The sequence below is a fragment of the Psychrobacter muriicola 2pS genome, from assembly GCF_904846535.1.
Taxonomy (GTDB): domain Bacteria; phylum Pseudomonadota; class Gammaproteobacteria; order Pseudomonadales; family Moraxellaceae; genus Psychrobacter; species Psychrobacter aquimaris.
Map to the genome: position 1 here is coordinate 83,844 of NZ_CAJHBC010000002.1, position 26,886 is coordinate 110,729.

At 43.3% G+C, this 26,886-nt stretch carries 22 protein-coding genes; 8 read left to right on the forward strand and 14 right to left on the reverse strand.

The features are described from left to right. Nucleotides 1–129: 129 nt before the first annotated feature. Nucleotides 130–1,332, reverse strand: a complete 1,203-nt coding sequence (gene nhaA, locus JMX93_RS02725) for a Na+/H+ antiporter NhaA (RefSeq protein WP_499203781.1) — start codon at nt 1,330–1,332, stop codon at nt 130–132. Nucleotides 1,333–1,850: 518 nt separating this feature from the next. On the opposite strand from nhaA, the gene JMX93_RS02730 reads away from it, so the two are divergent. After that, nucleotides 1,851–2,606, forward strand: coding sequence for a TSUP family transporter (locus JMX93_RS02730; RefSeq protein ID WP_499203782.1), 756 nt, complete (start codon nt 1,851–1,853; stop codon nt 2,604–2,606). 112 nt (nt 2,607–2,718) lie between these two features. Here the strand turns inward: JMX93_RS02730 and JMX93_RS02735 are convergent, their stop codons facing one another. The 3 genes from JMX93_RS02735 to radC form a co-directional block, all read right to left on the reverse strand. Further along, a complete protein-coding gene (locus JMX93_RS02735) occupies nt 2,719–4,095 on the reverse strand; it encodes a dicarboxylate/amino acid:cation symporter (RefSeq protein WP_193013395.1) in 1,377 nt (458 codons plus the stop codon). A gap of 714 nt (nt 4,096–4,809) precedes the next feature. Next, nucleotides 4,810–7,755, reverse strand: coding sequence for an acyl-CoA dehydrogenase (locus JMX93_RS02740; protein ID WP_499203783.1), 2,946 nt, complete (start codon nt 7,753–7,755; stop codon nt 4,810–4,812). A 351-nt stretch (nt 7,756–8,106) separates the two neighbouring features. Then, entirely contained in the window at nt 8,107–8,790 is a 684-nt protein-coding gene (radC, locus tag JMX93_RS02745; protein ID WP_499203784.1) for a RadC family protein, read from the reverse strand. 127 nt (nt 8,791–8,917) lie between these two features. Here radC and coaBC point away from each other — a divergent pair, with 127 nt between their 5' ends. Both coaBC and JMX93_RS02755 read left to right on the forward strand, forming a co-directional pair. Beyond that, a complete protein-coding gene (coaBC, locus tag JMX93_RS02750; RefSeq protein ID WP_499203785.1) occupies nt 8,918–10,315 on the forward strand; it encodes a bifunctional phosphopantothenoylcysteine decarboxylase/phosphopantothenate--cysteine ligase CoaBC in 1,398 nt (465 codons plus the stop codon). A 39-nt stretch (nt 10,316–10,354) separates the two neighbouring features. Then, nucleotides 10,355–11,137, forward strand: coding sequence for a sulfite exporter TauE/SafE family protein (locus tag JMX93_RS02755; RefSeq protein WP_193013391.1), 783 nt, complete (start codon nt 10,355–10,357; stop codon nt 11,135–11,137). Nucleotides 11,138–11,181: 44 nt separating this feature from the next. Here JMX93_RS02755 and JMX93_RS02760 read toward each other — a convergent pair whose 3' ends face one another. From JMX93_RS02760 to JMX93_RS02770, 3 genes are all read right to left on the reverse strand, one after another. Continuing rightward, nucleotides 11,182–12,099 (reverse strand): histone deacetylase family protein, encoded by a 918-nt coding sequence (locus tag JMX93_RS02760; protein ID WP_499203786.1) that lies wholly within the window; start codon nt 12,097–12,099, stop codon nt 11,182–11,184. Nucleotides 12,100–12,217: 118 nt separating this feature from the next. Next, complete coding sequence (locus JMX93_RS02765) at nt 12,218–13,048, reverse strand: YbjN domain-containing protein (protein WP_499203787.1); 831 nt, start codon at nt 13,046–13,048, stop codon at nt 12,218–12,220. A 65-nt stretch (nt 13,049–13,113) separates the two neighbouring features. Then, nucleotides 13,114–14,151 (reverse strand): hypothetical protein, encoded by a 1,038-nt coding sequence (locus JMX93_RS02770; RefSeq protein ID WP_499203788.1) that lies wholly within the window; start codon nt 14,149–14,151, stop codon nt 13,114–13,116. A gap of 133 nt (nt 14,152–14,284) precedes the next feature. Here JMX93_RS02770 and ccmA point away from each other — a divergent pair, with 133 nt between their 5' ends. From ccmA to ccmE, 5 genes are all read left to right on the forward strand, one after another. Continuing rightward, on the forward strand, nt 14,285–14,914 hold the full coding sequence (ccmA, locus tag JMX93_RS02775) for a heme ABC exporter ATP-binding protein CcmA (protein ID WP_499203789.1): 630 nt from the start codon (nt 14,285–14,287) through the stop codon (nt 14,912–14,914). A 46-nt stretch (nt 14,915–14,960) separates the two neighbouring features. Continuing rightward, nucleotides 14,961–15,698, forward strand: coding sequence for a heme exporter protein CcmB (locus tag JMX93_RS02780; RefSeq protein WP_499203790.1), 738 nt, complete (start codon nt 14,961–14,963; stop codon nt 15,696–15,698). 241 nt (nt 15,699–15,939) lie between these two features. After that, on the forward strand, nt 15,940–16,728 hold the full coding sequence (ccmC, locus tag JMX93_RS02785) for a heme ABC transporter permease CcmC (RefSeq protein ID WP_193013386.1): 789 nt from the start codon (nt 15,940–15,942) through the stop codon (nt 16,726–16,728). A 44-nt stretch (nt 16,729–16,772) separates the two neighbouring features. Next, nucleotides 16,773–16,994, forward strand: a complete 222-nt coding sequence (gene ccmD, locus JMX93_RS02790; protein WP_193013385.1) for a heme exporter protein CcmD — start codon at nt 16,773–16,775, stop codon at nt 16,992–16,994. A 271-nt stretch (nt 16,995–17,265) separates the two neighbouring features. Beyond that, entirely contained in the window at nt 17,266–17,766 is a 501-nt protein-coding gene (gene ccmE / locus JMX93_RS02795; protein WP_193013384.1) for a cytochrome c maturation protein CcmE, read from the forward strand. A 105-nt stretch (nt 17,767–17,871) separates the two neighbouring features. On the opposite strand, the gene JMX93_RS02800 is transcribed toward ccmE, so the two are convergent. From JMX93_RS02800 to JMX93_RS02830, 7 genes are all read right to left on the reverse strand, one after another. Next, a complete protein-coding gene (locus tag JMX93_RS02800) occupies nt 17,872–18,720 on the reverse strand; it encodes an aldo/keto reductase (protein WP_193013383.1) in 849 nt (282 codons plus the stop codon). A gap of 314 nt (nt 18,721–19,034) precedes the next feature. Beyond that, nucleotides 19,035–19,994: a MetQ/NlpA family ABC transporter substrate-binding protein gene (locus JMX93_RS02805; protein ID WP_499203791.1), complete on the reverse strand. Its 960-nt coding sequence runs from the start codon at nt 19,992–19,994 to the stop codon at nt 19,035–19,037. 220 nt (nt 19,995–20,214) lie between these two features. Further along, nucleotides 20,215–20,901, reverse strand: a complete 687-nt coding sequence (locus JMX93_RS02810; protein WP_193013381.1) for a methionine ABC transporter permease — start codon at nt 20,899–20,901, stop codon at nt 20,215–20,217. Nucleotides 20,902–20,920: 19 nt separating this feature from the next. Beyond that, nucleotides 20,921–21,691: a methionine ABC transporter ATP-binding protein gene (locus tag JMX93_RS02815; protein ID WP_055124775.1), complete on the reverse strand. Its 771-nt coding sequence runs from the start codon at nt 21,689–21,691 to the stop codon at nt 20,921–20,923. 266 nt (nt 21,692–21,957) lie between these two features. Continuing rightward, on the reverse strand, nt 21,958–24,120 hold the full coding sequence (locus JMX93_RS02820) for an ATP-binding protein (protein WP_499203792.1): 2,163 nt from the start codon (nt 24,118–24,120) through the stop codon (nt 21,958–21,960). A 103-nt stretch (nt 24,121–24,223) separates the two neighbouring features. Next, nucleotides 24,224–24,946 (reverse strand): response regulator transcription factor, encoded by a 723-nt coding sequence (locus JMX93_RS02825; protein ID WP_193013380.1) that lies wholly within the window; start codon nt 24,944–24,946, stop codon nt 24,224–24,226. 302 nt (nt 24,947–25,248) lie between these two features. Then, entirely contained in the window at nt 25,249–26,520 is a 1,272-nt protein-coding gene (locus tag JMX93_RS02830; protein WP_499203793.1) for an efflux RND transporter periplasmic adaptor subunit, read from the reverse strand. Nucleotides 26,521–26,886: the final 366 nt, after the last annotated feature.

The window sequence follows — 26,886 nt, forward strand, 5'->3', positions numbered from 1 at the left end:
TTGATGCAAGCCCGAACATGGCTGATGAAACATACTTTTAATCAATCATGTCCGGATATCAAAACTCGTGAACTATCAAATAATAAGCCACCGATAAGCTAAATTGCCTTTAAGTGGCTTGTTGTCCTATTAATGAGGGCGAGTCAGATCGACTGATGTGCCGCTTGCATTGTCTTTTAGGCTGACTTTGAGCATGAGATAACCGGCAATACCAGAGACGATTGAACCCATAATAATACCTAGGCGTTCATCGAATAAGGCTGTGTCACCAGCAAATGCCAAGCCGCCGATGAACAGACTCATGGTGAAACCAACACCACAAAGTAAGGCTGCACCATAAATCTGCTTATAGTTCATGCCTCTTGGCATGGTTGAGATGCCAAGCTTAAATATCAACCAGCACATGACCATTACACCAACTTGCTTACCGATGAATAGACCGGCTGCAATACCAAGTGGTACCGAATGGAACAGCTCAGCGAAGCCTGCACCTTTGAGGGATATACCTGAGTTGGCAAACGCGAACAACGGCAAGATACCGAAGGCAACGGTATTGTGTAGATCGTGCTCTAGCTCTTCTAGTGGTGAGTGCTCAGGATCAGTACGGTCAAACATAGGAATAAATAGGGCTAAGACCACCCCAGCCAAGGTGGCATGGATGCCAGATTTGAGTACCGCAATCCACATGATCACACCGATCAGCAGATAAGGCGTGATGCTGGTGACGTTGCGACGATTAAGAATGTATAGAAAGGGTAGGCATAGACCTGCCACTGCTAATGACTCTAATGACAAATCACTGGTATAAAATAAAGCAATGATTAAAATTGCGCCAATATCATCAAAAATCGCAATCGATACTAAAAATACTTTTAAGGAGTTGGGAACGCGGTTGCCTAACAAGCTCAAAATACCTAGGGCAAAAGCAATATCAGTCGCGGCTGGAATCGCCCATCCTTTCCAAAACTCAGGCTCGTTATAGTTAAAGAGCAGATAAACAATCGCTGGCATGATCATGCCACCGAGTGCCGCACCAGCTGGCAGGATGATTTGCTTGACGTTAGACAGCTCGCCGATTAAGACTTCACGTTTTAGCTCAAGTCCCACTAAGAAAAAGAAAATCGCCATCAAACCGTCATTGATCCAATGATGAGCGTCTTTAGCGATAGCGAACTCACCGATTTGAATGGCAACGGGTGCGTGAATAAAGCCTTCATACCACACATTAAGAGGGGAGTTGGCAATAATCATTGCAGCAATGGCAGCCAATGCTAAGACGATACCGCCCGCTGCCTCAAATTCAAAAAATGCTTTAATCCTGCGTATTGCCATATCATCCTCATTTGCTAAATACAATTTACTAAACACGAATTATAAAATAATCCAATAACCTCAAATAATCTATGCCACGACTCATAAAGACATGATAGAAAGCAACAGTTTCTCATACTCTTATTGATATAGACAACAAAATACGTCAACCAAAAGTTATAAGTGCCGCTTGTCACCTCAATAATAGCGATATTATAAAGTCGATAGAACAGACAAAAGCGTGATAAGTCATTAAATCTTTTTAATCGATCACTGCTTATTTTAGATGCTTATTGAGCCTTTAGACAAATCTAGCAGACTTTTTTACGTTTTTGGCTTTTTTTAGCGTTTTATCTTTATAATGAGCAGCATTTTGTGATGTTCTGTCACAGCTTTGATACATATCAGCAGTACTACTACTATTGGCTAATAAATAGCAAAGTTGGTAGCAATACTGATAGTGATAATTTATTCTCAGTTCCTACAGCCAGTTTTTAGGACTTTCTTATTTTTCATCATAAAATTTACAGGTCAGCGTCATGGATTTATCGCTTTCGTTAGAGGTTATATTAATGCTTACCGCTGTGGCAGCGTTGGCAGGCTTTATTGATGCCATTGCTGGTGGTGGCGGATTATTGACGATTCCCGCCATGTTGCTTGCTAATATTCCACCAGTGCTGACACTCGGTACCAATAAGCTACAAGCCGCGTCAGGTGCGTTAGCAGCTTCTATTACGATGATTAGGAAAGGGGTGGTCAAACCGCAGCGCATTAAAGTGGCTATTATAGGCGCTTTTATCGGTTCTGTTATCGGTACTATCGCCGTACAGATGTCGCCGCCGGATCTGCTTGAGACACTAATTCCGTTTTTGATTGCGGCTATTGGGATTTATACCTTGTTTGCGCCTCGACTCGGTGAAGTAGAAGCCGCGCCGCGTATCTCAGAAGGCAAGTGGCAAAAAGTGGTTGCACCGTTAATTGGTTTTTATGATGGCTATATTGGACCAGGCACAGGGATGTTTTTTGCGCTCGGCAACGTGGCGTTGCGTGGTCGGAAAATTATCGAAGCGACAGGCGCCGCAAAGGTATTGAACTTATCGACCAATATTGGCTCGTTAATATTCTTTATTCTGGGTGGTAATGTTTTGTGGAAAGTAGGGCTGGCAATGATGGTTGGACAAACGATAGGCGCGTATTTTGGCTCTCATATGGTGGTCAAAGGTGGTAGTAAGCTGATTCGTCCGGTGATAGTATTGGTGTGCTTGGCGATGATAACCAAATACGTTTTTGGCTGATTACTGTCCATCAAGGAAATATATTTAGCGATATAAAAAAAACCTCAGCCAATATGACTGAGGTTTTTTTTATATCGTTAATAAACTAACAACATCTATTCAATGCGAGTGACTAGCGACGACGATCGATATCATCGTACTCACTGCCCATGATCCCATCACTAAAGACTTCAGAGAATTCACGCTCATTGTCTTCATCAATGTGACCATCGAACACGTCTTTTGCGCCAGCGTTAGGATCGTTATAAATAGCCAAATCCATTTTGCCTTCTGATTTTGCCACAATAGCGGTCACAGCGGCATCACCACCGACGTTCACTGCGGTACGTAACATATCAAGGATACGATCCACACCCAAGATTAAGCCAATACCTTCGATAGGTAGACCGACTTGGGCAAATACCATTGATAGCATAATCAGACCAACACCCGGTACACCAGCGGTACCGACGGAAGCCAAAACGGACATTAGAATGACAGTCAGATACTCAGTCACGCCCAAGTCAATACCATAAATATTGGCAATGAAAATGGTCGCAGTACCTTGCATGATGGCGGTACCATCCATGTTGATGGTCGCACCAAACGGAACAGTAAATGAAGCAACTGAGTTATTTACACCCATACGCTTAGTGACTGTACGCAAGGTAATAGGAATCGTCGCGTTCGAGCTTGAAGTACTAAAAGCAAAAATCTGAACTTCACGCATTTTTGCCAAAAAGGTTTTGATGGATAAGCCTGAAGAGACTTTGAGTACAATCATCATAGTGACAAAGAAATGGAATGCCAATGAGCCGACCAATACCGCCACATATCCGAGTAGTGACCAAATCAAGTCTAAACCCAACTCTGCCATTGCTTTGGTCAATAGAGCAAATACACCATAAGGTGCAAGATTCATAATGATGGTCACCATTTTTAAGATGACTTCATTGATTAATTCTAAGCTCTGCACTAAGCCTTTGGCAGGTTTACCCACCATCAAGATACTAACACCGATCAAAATAGCAAAGAAAATAATCGATAACATATCACCATTTGCCATCGCACTGATGGGGTTTGATGGGATAATGTTAGAGAAAACATCAAGTAGAGGCGGCGCTGAAGCTGCTTCAAATGCCGCTTCAGTTTCGATATTCATACCTTTGCCGATACCAAATAGCACGCCAAGCCCAATCGCCGTTGCAATAGCGAGTGCGGTGGTGATCATATAAATAATGAACGTTTTGGTACCAATACGACCAAGCAAACGAATGTCACCAATGCCGCAAACGCCGCAAATCAGTGAGATAAGTACTAAGGGGACTACCAACATTTTTAACGAGTTAACAAATAGCTTGCCAACGATAGCGAGGAAACCGTTCGTAATATACGTACTAACAAAACCGCCTTCGGTATTCAGCCCTGAGTAGTTTATAAATAAACCCAGTACGATACCGAGTACCATGGCAACAATAATCTTGCCCGTCAGTCCCATATTTTTCCACATAACTTATATCCTTTGTGTACGTGTCCTAGTAGCGGATAGATGGCTGCTCACATCAATGTGATTATTACCATTATTCTCATCACCGCTCTTGCTACGTCTATTAAATTCTTTTAACTTCTACTTAGTGTCACGTTTTCGGGGCACAATATAAAATAATTGTTAAGGGTACTGCAATGTTTTTTTATGACTAAGATGATATAAATCAATAGTTAAGTTGTCTACGCAGGATTTTTCGCGAGCAAAGTAGGTAAATAACACGGCATATTGACCAATATTATGGCGTGTTGAACACTGACAAATAGGCACTGCTGATCGCCAAAACTATTCCAGACAAAGCACAAAACAACGGTAATGCTCATGCCTTAATTATTTTTAGAATATACTTATTATATAGAGCTGGGGGAAGTTTTAGCATCAGCTCCAATATTAACAGAAGGAGACAGGACTCTTTTTTGCCATTTCATTGTTAAAAGTAGATACTTAGAATAATTAAACTTACTATTTTTAACGTCGAACTGCCTAAAAAATAGTCTCTGTCAGTGCCATGGTTGAATCATTCAACACGTCCTAATGATTAAAAGCAGTCATTTATAACTAAAAAAAAGACCACTCAATTTGAGAGGTCTTTTTTAGGTAAATTGTTAGAGCCTATCATACAAGATTTTTAACTGCCTAAATACCCGTCATTTTTCGAATATTTTGAGCGTTATGCTTTTAGACTTTGTCACCTTCATCACGGCGTAGACCATCCTGCCATTTGGGGTTAGTGGTGGCAGGTTTTTCTATATCATCCTTTGCAATTTCTGCATCTTCAGATGCTGCAGAACGGTCTACTTCGTCAGTATTATATTGATTTAGACGATGGTTGTTGCTCATGCGTTCACTTAAGTGTGACTCTGCATCACGGTGGCGATGATCTAGCGCTTCCACCTCAGGGTCATATTCATCGAAATCTGTCTGCGCACGTACTTCCTCAATGGTATCTTGCTCTTTGACCATTGCTACATCACCGTCGCTTTCATAACCATGATTGGGATTGGCATCGCCAGTTGGTTTGTCTGTACTGGCGGGCGCAGCTAAGTCATTAGAGTCGACATTATTTTCAGCTGTGATGTGTGTCGCAATACCATTTCTGGCTTGCGCATCATTTTTCAATTGCGCATAGTCCGTCAGTTGCTGTACGGCATTATCGAGGCTGTGTGGATTGTTACGCTCTTGAGCATGCAATAAATGCTTATCGAACACATCGGTCAATAATGAGTCAAAGCGTATGGCGTTATATTGAATAAGCACTTCAGCTTCTTCTTCGGTAATATCGCCGTTTTGGCTGGCATATACCACATGATCCTCAAAAGTAAGCCCTTCAAAACTGTCTTTGTGTTCAGCCTTTTTAAACCTCTGCCATAATGGCTCGATGCTCAGCAGCGTTTGATAAGCGTGTTCCATACGTCCAGTGACATCATCGGCTTCAGTATTATAATAGACCATGGTTTTAAGATAATCACGGAACGGGTTGGCTTCATAGTCATCCATAAAAGCATCGCCCAGCTTGCGTTTAAGCTCATCACTTGGCGGCGTAAAGATGCGACCACTGGGGAAAGTCACAAAACTTACCAAACTGGCCGCCATGCGATTAGGGAAGTTCGCAAAAAAGGCTTCAAAAGCTTCTTGAATGGTATATAAGCTATTTTGTAAGGCAACCTCAGCATGCAAGCGTTCAGACGTTGATTTAGTACCATGCTCATAAAACTGCAAAATAGCAGTGCTAATGAATAAATGGCTATGAATATCGGCTAAGCGACCAGACAGCATTTCTTTACGTTTTAAGTCACCAGCGAGCAACCCTAACGCCATATCAGCCGTTAAGGCAAAGCTTGCGCTCAGGCGGTTGATGTGTTTGTAATAGGGACGAGTAAAGCTGTCAGCGAAGCTCGGTGCATGATTACTGCCACCGACATAACCTGCGACAAATGCCTTTGCGCCGCGATTAAAGGTATAACCCAAATGTTTAAAAAATAGCGTGTCGAACTGTTTGAGTGCACCTTCTTTATCTTCGCTTTGCAGCAATTGCAGCTCATCAAAGAGATAAGGATGGCAGCGCATCGCGCCTTGACCAAATATCATGAGCGAGCGTGTCAAAATATTTGCGCCTTCAACCGTGATAGATACTGGAATTGCCTGATAAGGTGTGGCCAAAAAGTTACGTGGACCCATCTGTACTGCGCGTCCACCAACCACATCCATACCATCGTTCACCACACTGCGCATGGTCTCAGTCGCATAGTATTTTGCCATTGCCGTCATCACTGATGGTGTGCCGCCTTGGTTCAGACCGCACGTAACGAGGTGACGAAAGGCCTCTAGCATATAGGTGTTACTGGCCATGCGGCTGGTAGCATCTTGGACGCCTTCAAACTTACCAACAGAGATTTTAAACTGTTCACGTACTTTGGCAAAAGCACCGACAGACAGATATGTCATCTCACTGGCTGAAGTTGATAAGGCTGGTAAAGAGATGCCGCGACCAACGCCTAAGCACTCCATCAGCATACGCCAACCGCGACCCGCATTTTCGACGCCGCCGATGATGTAATCTAGTGGAATAAAGACGTCTTTACCATCGACTGTACCATTCATAAATGGCGAGCCGATTGGGTTATGACGTGGTCCTATGATGACGCCTTTATGGCTGGCAGGTACAAGTGCACAAGTGATACCGTAATCAGTCTTATCAGGATTGCCAAGCAAACCTTCGGGATCGTGCATCTTGAATGCTAAACCCACGACCGTGGCGATAGGTGCCAAAGTAATCCAGCGCTTAGAAAAATTCATACGCAAACCGAGCACTTGCTCGCCCTCATGCGTACCATAACAAACCACCCCCGTATCAGGAATCGCACCAGCATCGGAACCCGCTTCAGGACCAGTGAGACCAAAGCAAGGCACCTCGTCGCCTTTGGCAAGACCGGGTAGCCAGCGCTGTTTTTGTTCGTCCGTACCATAATGCATCAACAGCTCACCAGGGCCGAGCGAGTTTGGCACCATACAGGTAACCGCAGCGGTCGGCGAGCGCGAAGCGATTTTACTCATGATACGACTTTGTGCATAAGAGCTAAAATCTAAACCGCCAAACTCCTTTGGAATGATTAGGCCTAAAAATCCATTGGCTTTGATAAATTGCCATGCTTCAGGCGACAGCTCTTTGTCTTCATGCTGAATTTTCCATTCATCAAGCATGGCGCATAGTACTTCTACTTCATTATCAATAAAGCTTTGCTCTTCTGCCGACAGCTCTGGATAGGGATATTGAGCAAAAGTGTTCCAGTCAGGCGCACCCATAAACAGCTCTTTTTCCCACCAGCTGGTACCCGCATCAAGCGCTTCACGCTCGGTATCGCTCATGCTCGGCATTGCCCCGCCCAAAGTCTTGTAAACAGGTTTAGTAATGAGTGATTGACGAATAGGAGCGACGAGCAAAACGATGCAAAGTAAAGCAATTGGTATGCCCAAAATGAGCGACCAAGGACTGATAAAGGCAGTGACAAGGACAGTAACCAGTGCAACAATATTGCCTGTGACTCGTGATAGGGACAATAAAAAGATGGCCAAAACCATGGCTAATTGAATAATGATTGCCAAAATAAATAAGCCAATTGCCATGACTGTCTCCTTTATAACGCTAAACCAAAAGCGTGAAAAATGTGTGTATTAAAGTATTTGAATAAATCTTGTTGTTGTTTTTTCTAATCTAACGTTTAAGTGTCTAATGACCAACTTAGACTGATGAGCCGTCATGGGTTTTGTAGCGTGCTCTATAATCAATTTTAATTTGTTGAGCGTTTTGCAAGAGTGGTTTTGATAAATGGCTAACCAGTGACAGACAAATAAAAGACAAATTTAGCTATCAATATGAAACAGTGGCCGATAACTATCAACAGCTAAAGTGCTACGCTGTGTCGATAATATGTATCAAGATTTTCTCATATAGGCAAAAAGAAGAGTGGTTATTAATTATCCAAAAGGTGCTAAGCAGCTTTCGGCATAAGATAACGTCTGATTGCGTCCAACAATAATATGGTCCACCAAGGATAAGTCTATTAAATCACAGGCTTTCTTTAGCTCGTAGGTCAATAAGTTGTCTGCCGTTGAAGGGGTCGCATCGGTATGTGGATGATTGTGTGCGACGATGAGTTGGCTGGCTGCGTGACTCAAAGCATGACGTAGGACGTGTTTGATACAGACCGAGCAAGAGGAAATACTGCCAGTAAACAGTATCTCAAAATTGATGAGATTTAATGCATTGTCTAAGCAAAGTACCGCAAAGACTTCGCGATGCTCTCCGCGTAGCTGAGTGCTGATATAGTCTTTGACCATTTGCGAGCGCCCAAGTGCGTGACCAGTTTTAAGCTGACTGTCCAAATAACGCGTACCCATCTCAAGTGAGGCCAATATCTGCGCGTATTTAGCAGGACCAATACCATGACAAGCAAGTACAGCCTCTTGCGGCGCCGCCAATAATTCTGCCAAGCTACCAAACTTCTCGATCAAATGACGCGCCAACTCGATAGCTGACTGTGACTGCGTACCTGTGCGCAGAAATATCGCTAATATCTCGGCATCAGATAAATGAGCTGCCCCAAATTTTAGTAGTTTTTCACGTGGTCTATCATCTTCATGCCAGTCTTTAATCGCCACTGTCACTCCTTGAGAATGGATTACTGTAAGATATATTGAGTAAATACGGAAATTCTTACCCAACTTATCTCATAATTGTTACTATAAGCGCAATTTTATCTTTCAACTTTTTATTGATGCCATGCTTATGTCCAATATTGTGCTTGCTATCACTGGCGGTATCGCCGCTTATAAATCTGCTATCTTTGCCCGCTTATTAGTCAAAGCAGGCTTTGATGTGCGTGTCATTATGACCACAGGCGCACAAGCCTTCATTACGCCACTGACTTTACAAGCTTTGACGGGTAATGAGGTGCATATCTCATTACTCGATGAAAAAGCAGAAGCGGGGATGGGGCATATCGAATTGGCCAAATGGGCGGACTTAATCATCATTGCGCCAGCCTCTGCCAATACGCTTGCGCGGCTCGCGATGGGCATGGCTGATGATTTATTGACAACGGTATGCCTTGCAACGGCGGCACCAGTCATCATTGCGCCAGCCATGAATCAGCAGATGTGGGCGCATCCTGCGGTCAATCTCAATGTCCAGACCCTGCGCGATATGAATTATCAGATTATTCAACCTGCTAGCGGTGAGCAAGCCTGCGGTGATGTGGGAGCAGGGCGTTTGCCTGAACCTGAGCAGCTATTGGCAGAAGTATTATTATTTAACGCGATGCAAACCACGCCGCAATTATTGACAGGTAAACGCGTGGTAATTACTGCAGGACCGACAGTAGAAGCTATCGATCCGGTGCGCTACTTGTCCAATCACTCTACTGGCAAGATGGGCTTTGCATTAGCACGTGCGTGCGTGGCTGCTGGTGCAGACGTTATTTTGATTGCGGGTGGCAAAGTGGCGCTGCCCACACCTCTGAATGTCACGCGTATTGATGTCTTGTCGGCTAAAGAGATGCTGATGGCGGCGCAGCAATGTGTGGATGGTACGCACAGTGCGCTACAGTATGTGCCTGAAGATGAGCACGACCATTCTCACGATCATAGCCATGAACATGCGCATCATCATGGCGAGTGTGATTGCGGCGACGATCACAGCCACAGCCATGAGCTTGATGATAAGCGTCATTCTCATAGCGAGAATCAAAATGTAATGGCGGATATCTTTATTGCCACTGCGGCTGTCGCCGATTATCGTACTGAAGAGGCTGCCCCGCAAAAAATTAAAAAAACCCAAGACGCAATGACGCTAAGTTTGGTCAAAAATCCTGACATTCTAGCGACAATTTCGCTTGCTCATCCAGAGCTTTTTGTTGTTGGTTTTGCGGCAGAAACGCAAGATATCGAGCGCTATGCTCGTGGTAAATTGGTGTCTAAAAATCTAGATTTGATCGCTTGTAATGATGTTTCACGAGCAGATATTGGTTTCGCCAGCGATGACAATGCCATGCAGGTATTTTTCTCAGAGCGTTATGAGCACGATAGCGTCACACTTGAGAAGGCGAGCAAAGATAAGATTGCCGAGCAGTTGGCTGGCATCATTGGTGAGACAATATGGCAACGCCATAATGGTCACAATGCTTAGTTATGTCACTATTAATCCAGATATTAGGTCTCAATGTTTATGGCTAATATGATGGATAGTGATAGCACCCAGACGTTATTACTGATGGTAATATTTGCACTAGCATCGTTGCTACACGGTATTAGTGGGCTGGGTGTGACGTTGGTGACGACCACTGCGCTTGCTAGTATTTACCCGTTACCACATGCCATTGTATTGGTCATTTTTCCGTCATTATTGCTTAATGCCATGACTTGGCTCGCGGGTGGCGGGCGCACGATCTGGCAAAATTTTATCTATTACGGTAGGCGCTATTGGTTACTGGCGTTGACCAGCTTACTCGGTAGTATTTTAGGCGCGAAGCTCTTACTATGGGTCGATAGCGCCTATATTTTATTGCTATTGGCAGCGGTTATTGGTTTTTACGTCATAAGTAGCTTGCTTGGTAAGCAACTCCGTCTACCTGCCACCAAGCCTGTGTTAATTATCGTTGGCTTTAGTGCAGGCGTGATTGGTGGGGCGACCAATGCCATGTCGACCATATTGATGATGTATCTACTGTCTGCCAGCGATGATAAAAACACCATCGCCAAAGTCGGCAATATGTGCTATTTTTTGGGTAAAATCGCCCAAATCATTGTATTACGTGAGCCTATTATGGCGCTCAGCAGTGGTGAATGGCAGCTGATTACTCTGCTTAGTGTATTATCGATTGCTGCGCTTTTAGTTGGCATCCGCTTGCGCCGTTATTTACCACAAGCGCGCTTTCGTCAGCTTATTTTATTGATTCTCACGGTACTTGGTATTCGTGTCGGTTGGCAAGGAGTTATGGCATTTTTATAAAATCGCGAGGCAGCTGGCTGTTTAGTTACTATTTTATGTGCGCGTTATTCTGTTATCTCACCAAAAAATATCTGCTGCGCTACTCGAAAGGTATTACAGTGCGCTTCAACCACATCATCAATATTTTCTGAATAGCCGCCGCCCATGACAATGGCAACTGGAATATTAGCGGCTTTTGCTTGGCGTAACACATATTCATCACGCGCCTTACAACCCTCTATCGTCAGTCCAAGTTTTCCTAATTTATCGGTGGCAAGGACATCGACGGCAGATTGATAGAAAATCATATCTGGTGCAAAATCAGCAATCAAACGCGGCAGAGTTTCCTCTAGTAACTGCAAATACTCCGCATCGCCAGTATCATTGTCTAGTTCAATATCTAGGTCGGACGATTGCTTACGAAATGGATAGTTCTTTGCGCCATGCATACTAAAGACAAATACGCGCGGCTCATGCGCCATGATACTGGCATTACCATTGCCTTGATGGACGTCTAAATCGACCACCAAAATCTTTTGCGCCTGTCCACGGTTTAATAATAAATTACTCGCGATACAAACATCATTAAACACGCAAAACCCTTCACCATGATCAGCAAACGCATGATGCGTACCACCTGCGACATTCATCGCCGCGCCATATTGCTGCGCATATAATGCACATTCATAAGTGGCATGAGCAATATAACGCCCACGCTCTACCAGCTCTGGTGTCATTTCGAAGCCAATGGCTCGCGCTTCCTTTCGTGGTAATGTCTGAGTTTTCAGCTGATACCAGTAATCTGCAGTATGAGTGGTCAAAATCTCATCTTCGCTCAAACGGGCAGGGGCAAAAAAATTATCGTTATTGATAGTACCTTCAGCCAATAGCCGCTCAGGAATCATGGTGTATTTTTGCATAGGAAAACGGTGTTTTTCCGGCACGGAATATCGAAAAATATCAGAGTAAGCAATTTTTAGCATAGTGTTAGAGGATGTCTTTTTTGAAAAGTATTTTAAGGATAAATAGGTTTAAGCGCTTTGAAAGTAAAGTGCTTATGAGACATTGTAAAAGCTATGGATATTTATTGTCATCAGTTAATTACTGTACAAATTGCGTTGGCAAAAAGAAGGTTCTAGAATCTGATTGTTGACGTAGCTCGGTCAGTAATGTTGGCAAGTCTTCCGCAGGGTTCTGATTATTGATCAAATCACTAAATATCTCATTCGCAACGGTAGTCATCGCGATGACACTTTGTAATAAATGCTCAATAATATCATTATCGATGCCTACCGCTTCGACATCGATAGCGTGTTTGTAGCGTATTTCGCCATCATTGACATCCATTTCTAGATTGCCGATTAGCAAGTCATAATTTATTTGAGTAATCAGTAGCATCGCCGCGCTTTGATGACTTTCTGGTATTAAAAATGGCAAAATTCCATAGACTGCCAGCAGTTTGTTGTTTTCTTGCACGCGAAACAAATAGCCGCAATCGAGGTTTTTATTGCGCATTCTAAGCGATAAGTGATGCGATTGCTGACGGTCAGTGTTTCTGTTGCCACTGCTTTTGGGTCGATAGTGAGTATAGTGCCAGTGCTTATCATTAAAGTACTGTTTCAAGCAGTCGATAATGGGCGTGTCGCTACCTCCGTGTTGACTGGCACTCGAGTCAAAAGCGTCAGTTTCTGAATGTTCGCTTTTATTTTTGACATCAGATTCAGAATCGATTTTGGTATCATCATGATCGTCACTAATGTCCTCACCGCATGCACCACTACTATGTGCGTCATTATTATATGTATCACTACTATACGTGTCATGAGGCTCGGTTTGTGTCATATCAATTTCAACTTCATCAGCCTGCGCTGCTGAACCAGTCAGTAACTGTTTGAGTTTTTGCCACAAGCTGAGTGTGTTACGTTGACTCATAAGTATGGTGCTGTCAAATAAATGAATGATATGGAAAATTGAGACAAATACGTCAAGACAGTAAATTATTGAGCATTAAGCGCTAAACCTTCTTTAATATTTGGTTGCTCATAAAACGCTTGTAACATCTCACGAGTATGTGCCGTCAACCACTCGCTTTCAATGGCATCGTGCACCACAGGTAAGAGCGCTGTACTCAATTGAGTCATGGTCTGCTCATCAATATGAAGGCTCGCGACTACCGTCGCAATAGTATCTGACTGATGATTACCATACCAAGTATCGATGCTGGCTGCCACGAGACTGTGTAAGTAAGGCGACTGGCGCAGGCGGTTATAGCTTTGTTGAATGCTGGCTTCGATATGATCGATACTGCTGTTGTCAGGCTCATCACGCAGATAAGTCTGTAGATGACTGACAGGTTGGTCTTTGATTCGCGCCCAACCAGTGATTAATAATCGCGCGACTTCGTCATTTGATAAATGCTCTTGCGCATTGGCTTCTGCGCGGCGTGCTAAATCTTTAATATTACGATGTAAGTAGGCCTGCAGTTTTTCGTCAAGGTTTCTATTGGTCGCCTTTTCAAAAGAGCTGCGCCCAAATTTCATCAATTTACCAGCAGCGCCTGCTTTATCCAGCGTGGTTTCCATAAAGTCGTTAATGGCATGATATAGCGTTTGGGTTAGCAAATCGGCAAAAGTCTCGTTGCCAACCAGCGTATGAATCAAGATATTGCGTTGTTGATCGTGGCTACCGACATAGTTGGCAAGGGTTTCAACTTGAGTGTCATCCACCAGCTCAGACAACGGCACGTTATCATTGACCGGATGATAAATGACAGTATGCAAGATATCGCGAATATCTTTACGCATCATATCAGTCGTCGGTTGGTTCAGTAGCCAGTCGTTAATCAAATGTTGCAAATCATCGGCACTGACATATTTATTCAATGGCTGTGCAGCAAACCATTGCCATGCCTCCATCGACAGTGGTTCAGCTTGCGTGCGCAACCATTGCTGCATAAACGCAACTTGCGCCTCGATTAAGCCATCTATGGTTAGCGCTGGCGTATCTAGATTTTGGTTATCTTTTGAAGTCTGCATAGGTTTTGAGGTCATAATAATCGACAATTTGTTATACTGTGTGGTTGGGGTAAGCATAAAGTATTATGCCATGAACGTCATCTGTGTTTGTGATGAATATTGACTGCTGCTTAATAAATAATGAGAGGTTTTGATGACAGCTCTGAATACCGCCTTACTTGCGCTTGATGAGCTGACCGTTCAGCGCGGCGAAACCCCTCTATGTGAAGGGGTTGTACTCAATCTAGCGGCTGGTAGCATTTGCCATCTAGTGGGTGCTAACGGTACTGGTAAGACCACTTTGCTGATGCAGCTGGCTGGGTTATTGCCAGTGTTAAGAGGTGAAGTTTACTGTCAAGGAACAGCAAGTTTACCGGTTCAGCCTTTATATGTGTCGCATCAGTTGGGTATACATCCAAATCTGACGGTCGCGCAAAACCTGACCTTTTTGCTGAATTTATACGGCATCAGCCCAAATGTTGCTGATATTGATGACGCCTTGGCTTGGGTCGGATTACAAGGCTTTGATACGATTAGCTCAAGCCATTTATCTGCTGGGCAAACCCGCCGTATCACCCTTGCGCGATTATATTTATTGACCCCTGAAGTGACACCATTATGGTTACTTGATGAGCCTTTTACTGCCCTTGATGTCGATATGGTGGCGCGGATGGAAGACAGATTGTGCGATTTTGCCAATGCTGGCGGCGCTATATTAATGACCAGTCATCAGGCAGTTGGTGTTGCCAATCAAGTGCTCGATTTGTCCGATTATATGGTTTGAATACTATCAGTATGAGTGTGACAGGCATCCGTGGAAGAGCAGATAAATGATAGAAATAGACAATCCAGTACAAACAGTGGATAAAAGCTCAAATGCTAACTTAGCTGCGGTGCGCGGTATCAGCTTTATACAGCTATGGCGGCGCGAGTGGCAATTGAAGCAGCAAGGGGCGGTACAATGGTTATACCCTTTGGTACTGTTTTTAGTCATTATCACCTTGTTTCCGCTAGCAGTGGGTAGCGAGCCTGCGCTATTGCAACGCCTTGGCGTGTCAGCGGTGTGGATTGCCGCTCTGTTGTCACTGGTCATGGGTGTCGATGGTTTGTTTAAGCCTGCCCTTGATAATGGCACGCTGGCGCAATTGGTCGTCGCCAAAGCATCATTGCCCTTATGGGTGCTGATTCGTTTGGTTATCCATTGGATTTTTAGTAGTGGTATTGTGGCAGCGCTTAGTTTGCTAGCCGTGCCTCTGTTTCAGCTTAGTTGGTTTGAGGCGTGGATATTGATGGCGTCTATTGTGACGGGCAGTCCGATGTTATTGATGCTGTCAGCAGTCGCGAGTAGTTTGACGCTGTCATTGAAGAATGGTGCGGTGTTAGTGCCTTTGATTGCTTTGCCGATGCAGTTGCCGGTGTTGATTTTTGCCACAGGAGCAGTTGATTTATTTGCTACTGGTCTCAATGGTCTACCTATACTGGCTTTGTTATTAGCAGGTAGTATTATCTCGGTTTTGGTGATGCCATGGGTGATTGCTATGACGTTAAAAATGGCGTGGCTGAATTAAAAACGACATAAGTTGTATACAGTAACCTGTATTAAGAATCTGTGCTAAAAACTCCTATAAAAAACCTTTGTATTAACAGCATGTTGAAAACTGGCAATTTTGCTATAATAGTCAGCTAACTAAGCAAACAATCACTTGTAGATTCTATCCAGTGTTTAATGCCAGCAGGTTGGCAGGTAGTCGCGCCCATGATGCGCTATATCGGTTACAACCAATACGCTGTGCCAATAGGTTTATTCCCATGCCCAACCTGAATAATGTCTCATCTCCTAGCCTGTGGCAGCGCATCTGGCAGGGCTTTTTGACCACTGTGGGTACCAAGCAGTTTTTTCACATTTTTTCGCCTTGGGTCAAGTGGCTAGCAATATTAGCCAGTATCTGCCTGCTGATCGGTAGTGTTTGGGGTCTCGCTTTTGCACCGCCTGATTATCTGCAAGGTAATAGCTACCGCATTATCTTTATCCATGTACCCGCTGCCAGTATCGCCATTTCCATCTATTTTGCCTTAGCAGTGCTCGGGGTCATTTACTTGGTTTGGAAAATCAAAACGGCTAGTTTAGTGGCGCAGGCGCTTGCTCCCATGGGTTTTTTGCTTTGCGTGATTAGCTTAATAACGGGCTCTATTTGGGCGAAACCCACTTGGGGTACTTACTGGGTTTGGGATGCACGTTTGACATCTATGCTTATTTTGGCGTTTTTGTATGCGGGCGTGATGGCGTTATTTGCCGCGTTTGAGCACACTGCCAATCGTGGTAAAGCCGCCGCTATTTTGTCCATTGTTGGTGCAGTAAATCTGCCCATTATCAAGTATTCGGTACAGTGGTGGAATACCTTGCATCAAGGCTCGACCTTTACTTTAACCGCCGCACCCAAAATGTCCGCAGATATGTGGATGCCATTACTACTGATGATTATTGGTAGTTATTTATTAGTGGCAACATTAGCGATTTATCGTACCAATACCCTTATCTTGTATCGTGATCAAGGTAAAGCGTGGGTCAAAGAATATATTCGCGGGCAAGCCAAATGACTGTAATGACTGTCGCCAAAACAAATCACGGCTAGGAAAATATTATGCAGCCTTACTTTTATAGCATATCTGAGTTTCTCGCCATGGGTAAGCATGGTGTGTTTGTTTGGTCATGCTGGGCAATTACTGTTGGCATGATGCTGGCTTTTATTGTTTATAGTCGTAGGCAGCGACAAGCGCTTATTAAGCAGCTGACCATTCAGCAAGCGCGCCAAGCACAGCGCACGGCTAAAACAACGATGCCTGTCACTAAGCAGTCAAATTAGCAGGCTCGTCCTAATATTCTAGCGTTAGCCGCTCATTTTTAGCCACTCAATCTGCAACTTAGCACCTGAAAAAGAGGTGACTGCCACAGAGGTTATAGGGCTTATTGATTTGTCCGAAAAATGCTACCATATAGCCATTAGAAGAGTACGATTAGAAAGACATTTTTAGAACGTTTTTCTAATGGTAGTTTCTTTAATATTTTCTGTTTTATATATTTATATGGCATTGACTATAGTTTATAAAACAGTGACTCATCAATGAGGTAGTGGTATGAACGCAGTTCGTCGCAAAAAACTGATGTGGGTTATGTTTACGCTTGCAGGGGCGGCGATAGCCGTGGTGTTGGTTATTTATGCCATTGGGCAACAGACCGATTACTACTTTGATGCTACCGCGATTGCGCAAGGTGAAGCACCACAAGATAAGCGTATTCGAGCAGGCGGTATGGTCGTTGCGGGTAGTGTCCAGCGCGCAGAAGACAATCCATTAAACGTTGAGTTTGCCATTACTGATTTTCAATCGACAGTACCAGTGACTTATCAAGGTATCTTGCCAGATTTATTTGCTGAAAACTCAGGTGTCGTTGCTACAGGTAAGATGCAGGGTGATACTTTTGTCGCTGGAGAAGTATTGGCGAAGCATGATGAAAACTACATGCCGCCAGAAGTGGCCAAATCGATGAAAGAAAACAACCGTAGCGGTATAGTGCCTCCTTCTGAGCAATACAATCCTGCTGAAAAGTTGCATGAGACGGATACCTTACAGCAGTAATTATATAGTCCATATAATAGTAAAAGAGCCGCTAATAATATATTAGCGGCTCTTTTTTTACACGAATTTTGGTACTAGTAAGTTTTGGTAGTTCTTTACAAGCATTTAGTCGTCCCACTCAGGTGAGTAATCTGGATGCTTAATTTTTCGCCCATCAGCACGCGCTAAGCTGCTGATTTTCTCAATATCATCCGCACTTAATTGTACTTTTATTGCGTCTAAGTTGCCTTGTAAATGATCAGGATTGGCGGTCTTTGGGATAGCAATACGGTACTTGTCTGACAGAATCCAAGCCAATGATATCTGTGCTGGCGTGACATTATGTTTATCGGCTATTTCTTTAATGATGTCATTGTCGAACACATCACCGCGTGCAAGCGGCGAATAAGCTTCTAGTAGAATGTGGTGATTGTTCAAAAAAGTCTGCAAGGTTTTTTGCTTAATAAAAGGATGAAACTCAACTTGATTGACCACAATCGGCACGTCAGCATATTTTTCAGCTTCAATGATATTGGCAATATTAAAGTTAGACACCCCGATATGGCGTGTCAAACCTTGTTTTTGTAGCTCACACAATGCGGGAATAGTCTCAGATAACGGCACACGATCATCCGGCCAGTGGAGTAGTAGTAAATCAACGTAATCTGTATCCAAATCTTCTAGAGAGCGCTTAGCTGCTGCAACCAGTTTTTCTGGCTCAAACTTCATATCATCAGGAAAAATCTTTGTGGTCAAAAAGAATTTATCACGAGATACTCCTGATTGTTTGATACCTTGACCAACTTCTTTTTCATTACCATAAGCTTGAGCAGTATCGATATGTTCGTAGCCCATTTTCAATGCTTGACTGACGACATCGACACAGTCTTGACCGGTTGATTGCCATGTGCCAAGTCCTAGTACAGGAATATTTGCTTGTCCAGCGGTACGAATATTATAAGTTTTAGCACGCATCTTATTGTCCTTGTTATTTATGGGTTCATTTATTGGATTAATTTATAGAGTGTCGAATCATCAATATTCTGTTCACGATCTCTATTTAAGTTACCCACTATAGAAAAAAGTGGCGGTAAGTGAAAGGGCAAGTGACGCTTTCCTACAAAGGACAAACAGGCTGTAACGTCATTTTTCGTAACTGCTGGACAGCAGAGTGCGGTTAAAAAACAGAAATCGTAAAATCGAGTCCATAAAAAACGCCCATTACGATTCAGCAATGGGCGTTTACAGTCGGGACGATGCCTATATTTAGGTGTTTTCGGTTTAAGACCTTATTGAGCAGCAGTTTCTACAGGTGCAGGTTCTGCAGCGGTATCCGTGTGGGCACTGTGATCAGAGCCCCAGATTTTGGGGTACTTATAGCCTGGGAAAGTTTCATGAGCATACTTTTTAAAGGCTTCTGAGTTATAAGCGTTGGTCACATCTTCGACCCACTTTTTGCCAGCATCTGCTGATTTGATGGCTGACCAGTTGACATAAGCAAAGCTAGGCTCTTGGAATAGCGCTTCAGTCAGCTTGATGCCAGCATCCGTGGCATAGTTGCCATTGATAACGGCAAAGTCGACTTCATCACGAGCACGTGGCAATTGAGCAGCTTCTAACTCAATGATTTCAATGTCATATTTGCTGTTATCAGCGATGTCAGTTTTTGATGCAGTTAGTGGGTCAATATTGTCTTTTAGCGTGATCCAGCCAAGATCATCCATCATCACGAGCGCACGGGCAAAGTTACTTGGATCATTTGGTGCAGAAACTCTCATGCCTTTATAGACATCATCAAGTGTGGTCTTTTTACCTGAGTAAATGCCAAGTGGGGCAGTAGGTACTTGGAAAACTTCCACTAAATCAAGATTGTTTTCTTTTTTGAAGGTATCAAGATAAGGCTTATGCTGGAAGATGTTGATGTCCAAATCACCTTCAGCCAAGGCAAGGTTTGGGCGTACATAGTCAGTAAAAGCAACCAGCTCAACTTCGTAACCTTGCGCTTCCAGTGAGCTTTTCACTTGGTTACGTACCATATCGGCGAAGTCACCTTCGGTGGTACCGATGACGATTTTGGTATGCTCAGGATCGATATCGCTAGCGGTAGTTTCTGCTGTTGAGCCTTCAGTAACAGGCTCTTTAGTCGCTTCCGGTGCTGATGAGTTGTTGCAACCAACCAAGACTAGGCTTGATACGCCAACAGCAGCAAATGCAGTCGCTAACTGACGGCTGATATCTGTTAATTTCATGGAGTTTCCTTAATAAGAGGGATGGGATGTAGGGCAAACGCTGGCCATTAAAAAAGCAACATTAGGGATAGTAATGCTGCTAAGTTAACGACTGTTAAGTTAGTATCAAAATTAAAGGGTCTCAGTAACAAAGTCAAGCATTTTGCTTAGGATGAATCGGCATTAAACCTTGAGTATTATTCATATTAGCACTGCTTGACTCTGTCTAAGTCTTGTTTTTCTATCGTTTATCCAAACGATTAGCCAACCAATTACCGGACGCTTGAATGGAGACGACCATTATCGATAGGACAATAACGATAAAAATCATCACTTCCGTTTGATAACGATAGTAGCCATAACGAATGGCTAAATCACCCAGACCACCGCCACCTATCATGCCCGCCGCCGCTGAATAAGAGAGCAGACTGATACAGAGAATAGTCACGGACAATACCAGCCCTGAGCGTGCTTCATTGAGTAAAACTTTAATGATGGTCAGTGGACGTGCGCCCATAGATTCGGTCGCCTCAATGATGCCGCGTGGCACTTCGCGTAAGTTTTGCTCAACCAAACGGGCAAAATAAAACGAACCTGCAATGGCCAGTACTAACGACGCCGCAATCGGCCCAATACCCGTGCCAACGATAGCCTTAGTAAATGGACTCATGGCAATCATCAAAATGACAAATGGGAAAGCGCGCATAAAATTGGTGATACCACCAAGCACGCCATACAATGTTTTATTTTGCAAGAACTGTCGATCACTGGATAAAAACAAAAACACGCCAAACAACCCGCCGATGACAATGGCCACCGTCGTTGAGATGCCAAGCATAATAAATGTATCAATAAACGCATTCACAATCTCTTTGCGCAGGGCAAACAGCTTGTCTATCGAGGCGGATAATTCACTACCAGTTAACATATTTATTTCTCCTGCCTCATTAGTCTTCGTGCACTAAGCCTTTGCCAATCGGGGTGGTCGCTTGAATCAGACCGTCTCTCACATCTGCAACTTCCAAAAGTTGACCTTGATGTAGTAATGCCGCGCGATCACACAGTCTACGGATGACACTCATCTCATGAGTCACAATCACAATGGTAACGCCCAGTTGTTCGTTGATATCACGTAGACAAGTTAACAAGCTGCGGGTCGTCGCAGGATCAAGCGCACTGGTCGGCTCATCAGCCAATAACACTTTGGGACTGGGGGCAATCGCTCGGGCAATACCAACGCGCTGTTTTTGTCCACCTGACAGCTGCGCAGGGTAGTGACCAGCGCGGTCTGTTAGGTCAACAATTTCTAAGCAATCCATGACTCGTTTATGAATATCGCGGCTCGGATATCCTGAAACAGTTAGATTAAAAGCCACGTTATCAAAAACAGTACGATTGGACATTAGATTAAATTGCTGAAAAATCATACCAATATTATGCCGAGCGATACGCAACTCACTGGCAGACAAAGTGGTCAAGTCAGTGCCATCGACGATGACTTGACCAGCATCCGGACGCTCAAGCATATTGATTAGGCGTAGCAAAGTAGACTTACCCGCACCCGAGTATCCCATTAGGCCGAAGATTTCACCTTGCTGGACAGATAACGAGGTCGGTTCAACGGCAGTAAACCAATGTGGTTTGCCATCTTTGTCTTTGATTGATCGGTCGCTTAAAAAACTCTTGGTCACATTGTTTAAGACAATCATGTCATTCATGGAGGGCTCAAAATTCAATAATTTTTTTAATAGTCACAAACGTGCTGTTCGGCCTCTATAACAATGTAAGAAGCCAATTAAGAAACAACCGTTAATAACCCTATAATAAGGGGCGCTAATATAGCATATTATCGAGCACTTTGGATATGAACATCCGTGACAGGCTTATGATTAATAGCTATTAGTAAGAGGGGCTTTGTAGAATGTGAGTTGCGATGATCGCGTAAGATAAAGTGTCTATTTATAGCATCTTATGGTATCGCTGACTAATCATGCTGGTGATAATGTGGGTCGTGCTTGACTGGTATGACAACTAAAAATCTGGTATGTCCATTCAACGTATCAGTAATGATGCGCCCTTGGTGTGCGGTAACGATTTGTGATACTAGGGATAAGCCCAGTCCAGAGCCTTTATTTTTTTGTTGCAAACGCACAAATGGGCTAAATACTTCTTCACGTTTGTCTTCAGGAATACCCGTACCTTCATCAATCACTGCCAATACTGCATACTTCGGTAATGGGCGTATAGGGTCGGTTTTGGCTTTTTTTAGATGCTTGGCAAACAAGCCTTCTTTACGCGGTGTACTGAGCACTTCTGTATGGTTTTGAGTGTTATTCTGAGCATCACCATTGTCGCGTGTACTGCCGCTTTTACTTATCACCGCATCCTTAGATTTAGGAGTTGCATCATTGATGGCAGCACTATCAGCGTGACTAGTAATAACTTCAGACGGCTCTTCAGTTTCAGGAACTGCTTTCCAAATGACCTTTTTAATTTTGTCAGTCAAATCATTGGTAAAGTTATGATAATTAGCAATCAATGAAGATTCACTGGTGCTTCCAGCTGTATCGTCACGGTGGACTAAGTTTTTCGCAGTGCTTGAGTCAGTGTGAATACTATTCGCATCAGTAGATTCTGTTAAGGTCGCGTGGGCTTCAATAGAATCAGTGTCGCTGTTGGCATTACTAATATCACCATTATCGATTTTAGTTTCTATGTTCACATCGGCATCGGCATTGATATCACGATCAACCGCAATATTTTCTCCGTTTCTATATATCGGTGGTGCTGGCAACACAGTCATAGTATCCGGTGCTTCAGATTTAACTTTATCAGTAATATGAGAAGAATCATTTAACTGCGTATGACTATGCGTATCGTTTTCATTGACATCGATTGGTTCGTGATAGGAGTCAAAATCAGAACTATTATAATCAGCAAAGCTAGTGCAAACTATCGTTTGAAGCAGGTAATCAGGGATGGTATCTGCTTCATCAATAGCTTGCACACCATACAATAGTACCGTCACGGGTGGTTTCCCATGTAGCATGGCATTGGTTAATAAGTTGCGAATCAAATGGGTCAACATCGATGATTGACCATCAATCATAATGTGCTCACCAATCAGAGTGGCTTCAGGATAATGTTGCCGTTCTTGATTCACCAGATCGTACAAGTCTAAGTTTTCAACTTGCTGCAAGGCATGGCCGGCGTCTAAACGACTAACCAATAAGATACTCTCTACCAAATCATTGAGCCCTGACAAATCACGGTTAATCGCTTGCGCACGTTTATCGAATTTTGCTTTGGTATCAGGTGGTAGCGCCTCTGCGAGCATATCCATCATCTCAATCTGTAAGCGAATACGAGTAATGGGGGTACGTAGCTCATGAGAAGCATGTGCTAAGAGCAGATTATTGGCATCGATAAGGTGTTCAATTTTTTGCGCTGCTTGGTTAAATCCACGCGCTAGTGAGGCAATCTCATCGTTACCCCTAGCGTTCACCCGTACTGTAAAATCGCCATCACCCAATTGCGCCATCTGCTGGCTCATCTGATTGATACGCCAGGTGATGGTACGAGCGATCCACCATAGAACGCCTGCCATAATAAGTAACAGTAGTAGTGTGCCGGTAAATAAATTCAGTGCAGAAGAGAGTACTGGTTTTTTAGGCGGTAAGCGTGATTCATATAACAGCGTATAGCCCGTGTTACTATCAACCTGAACTTGCTTGGTAGGAGAGGTATCTGCTAAAGAAGGAAAAACGCGTGAAAATAAAGAGGGCGGTGCGGGTAACTCCAACGGCAAATCGCTGTTGTCGGTTTGCATCAGCAATCGACCTTCGCTGTCATACAAGCCCATCTTTGCTTGCAATGATTCATCAAAGATATCAAAGCTCTTTTTGACTACTGCTAGCATAAAACGTGATTGTAGACGGTTGTCCTTGCTAACAGAGATATTCAGCTCATGCAAAAATGGGTCTATTTGTCCTAGAATCTGTGTGGCCAATACTTCTGATCGAATACTTGCATCTTTATCGTGCACAAGTTGCGTCAAGAGCACCATCGCCACTGCAAATAAGATAAGTGCCAGCATGACACTGGCAAATAACTTAGCAAATACCGAACGAAAACCCAAATGTTGCATTAAAACATCTCTACTATCAGCCCTCTATATCGAATCATACTTTTAATTTGAATCAAAAAATCAAAAATATGGTTTTTCTCGATTGTTTGGCTGTTTTTTATGATCAAACCTGATCAGTGGCAAATTGATAACCGACACCGCGTACTGTAATGATACGCTTTGGCTGGCGTGGATTGTCTTCGATTAAAGCACGCAGACGCGAGATATGAACATCAATGGCACGATCAATGTTGTCTGAGCTGTCATCATTAGGCATGGCTTGCCATAGTTGCTCGCGATTCAGTACTTTACCAGAATGAGTGGCAAAATAATGTAATAATTGGAACTGATGTGTTGTTAAACGGACAGGCTCATCATCGATGGTTACTTCATGACTGTCAGGGAATACACTTAGGCGACCGAAGGTCAAGCTATCAGATTGGCTATCTGCTTGATTGGGTTGCTCATGGCGACGAATAACCGCGCGGATGCGGGCAAGAAGTTCACGCGGTTCGAAAGGCTTAGAGATATAATCATCAGCACCCATCTCAAGACCCAAAACGCGATCAGTAGTATCACCTTTTGCGGTCAACATAATAATAGGTACTTTATTGGTCATGTTGTTTTTGTTGCCGCGAATTTTTTGACAGACTTGCATACCGTCCATATCAGGTAGCATCAAATCGAGCACGACCAAATCAATGTCGCGCTCTTTGGTGTCCAACAGATCAAGTCCTTCTTGACCTAGACCGGCATGATGGACATCGTAATAATTCATGGTCAGGTAATCGCTGATTAATTCAGCTAGATCAGGATCATCTTCAATTAATAAAATCTGCTTGCTCATGGGTTATCCTCTAGTTGTTGTTATGATTGGCCAAACGTGTCATCTGCTTTGATATTCTGTATCACGATAAATACATCGATGACTTTAGGAACTCGAACATTTAAACGGTTAAGCCTCTAGGCTCTCAAACTTTCTAAGATTTCTCAAACTTTCAAAATAATTGAATCATTCAATTAATACAAACAATTCAGAATACTCGGTTAATGCTATATATCATACGGCCATATTGCCTAATTTAGCAGTTACAAAACAAGAGAGGCTTTGTTAATGTTTCTACACAATGTAACTGTCAGCATTCATAGCTATGAGACACTGACTTTTTTACCTTTAGAATCAATCGGTAAATCAGCCAAACAAATCAAACTGTCGTTGCTAATACCTGCGATTAAATACTGCTTTGTGATAGGGTCATATTCGACTACTTCAATAGGCTGACGTATCAGACGCTGATCTTGGCCAATAATCCAAACGTTAGCAGTTAAAGGTCTAAGAGGTTTATATGGTGACGTTTGTAATTCTGTCAAGTCGACATCGTGCAGCGCGCGCTTAGGTACGATAGTACCCACATCTATTTGCCCATAATTAACCCGCCCCGTGACTTTCATATCTGGCAATAATTTGTCTCGACTTACTTCATTATCAATGACATTAACATAGACCAACAGCTTCTTCGGCTGGCTGGTCGCTGTCAGCTTACTGACTTGTCCCGTAAATTTGTCCGACATACCTTCAACTGTAAAATTGACAGTCTGGCCAACTGAAAGTTGCGGTTCTGCTTGAATAGGTAAGGTGGCAATAAAGTGTAATTTAGTCTCATCGCTAAGCTGTAATAAAGGCGTGCGCGCTTCTACTTTTTGACCTGTTTTGGCATATAAGTTTTTTACGCGACCTGAAAAACTGGCACGCACAGTGACCAAGTTATACTGATTGTGCTGAGGCTTTGAATTCGTCGTGCTATCAGCGCTAGTTTTATCATTGTTTTTAGGGTTGCTCACAGCTGCGTTTGCTACTGAATCTTTTTTGTCAGCACTTGGGATGTTCTTCGCGGTTGTTGCGCTATTTTCTGCTGTAGGCTGACTAGGTTTAGACGCGGTGTCTGTATCTTGTGAGCGTGTTTGCTTTACATCAATAGCATCGTTAGCTCTCTCAGAATCTGGTGCAACGTTGTTTGATTCCGAAGATTGCGCCTTGGTTGGGTTGGATACATCTGCTGCTTTGCTCTCTGACTGCACACGTCGAACAATGAGCAATGGCGTATCTTTTTCTACCCATTGACCCTCAGTAACCAGTACTTCTTCGACGTTAATAGGGTGGGCAGCGATAAGCTTAGTCTGTTTAATAGGCTCAATCTTACCTTGTAAGCCGAGACTGGGCTGATAACGTGAAGGTTTTATACTCAATATATGATCTGGCGTCATGGTCACACTATCGTCAGTAATGACAATTGGGCTATTTACAGTTTCACTGTTGTTATCTGTCACAGATTCATTGGTAGGCGGCGATGGCTGACAGGCAGCAAGAAGCAAAGCACTCAGTAGATAGGTGCTATTTTTTAAAAGTTTAGAAGCTGTCATAGCAGTCACCATAGTAATCATCGCTTTATTATATAGTGAATTGCAACTGGGTGAAATAATTGCAGAAAACTTAATGAACAGGTGACAATAAGGCTGTTAAACCCAGTGGTTAGATACACTAGTAGTAACAGTAAGTCTGAACAAATTTTTATATTACTGATCAGTTCGAATATTGGCTCAGTCATGACTGGAAAATAGTCGATAACTGTGCTAAAACAAACATAACAAAATACAATGATACATTTTTATCACAAAAGAAAATTATTCAGCAATGTGTCTATCGTTTCTATATAATGCATAAATATCATAAGGTTGATGGTTTTTCTACTTGGGGCTTGTCATCTTTTATAGTAATGGTAATAACCA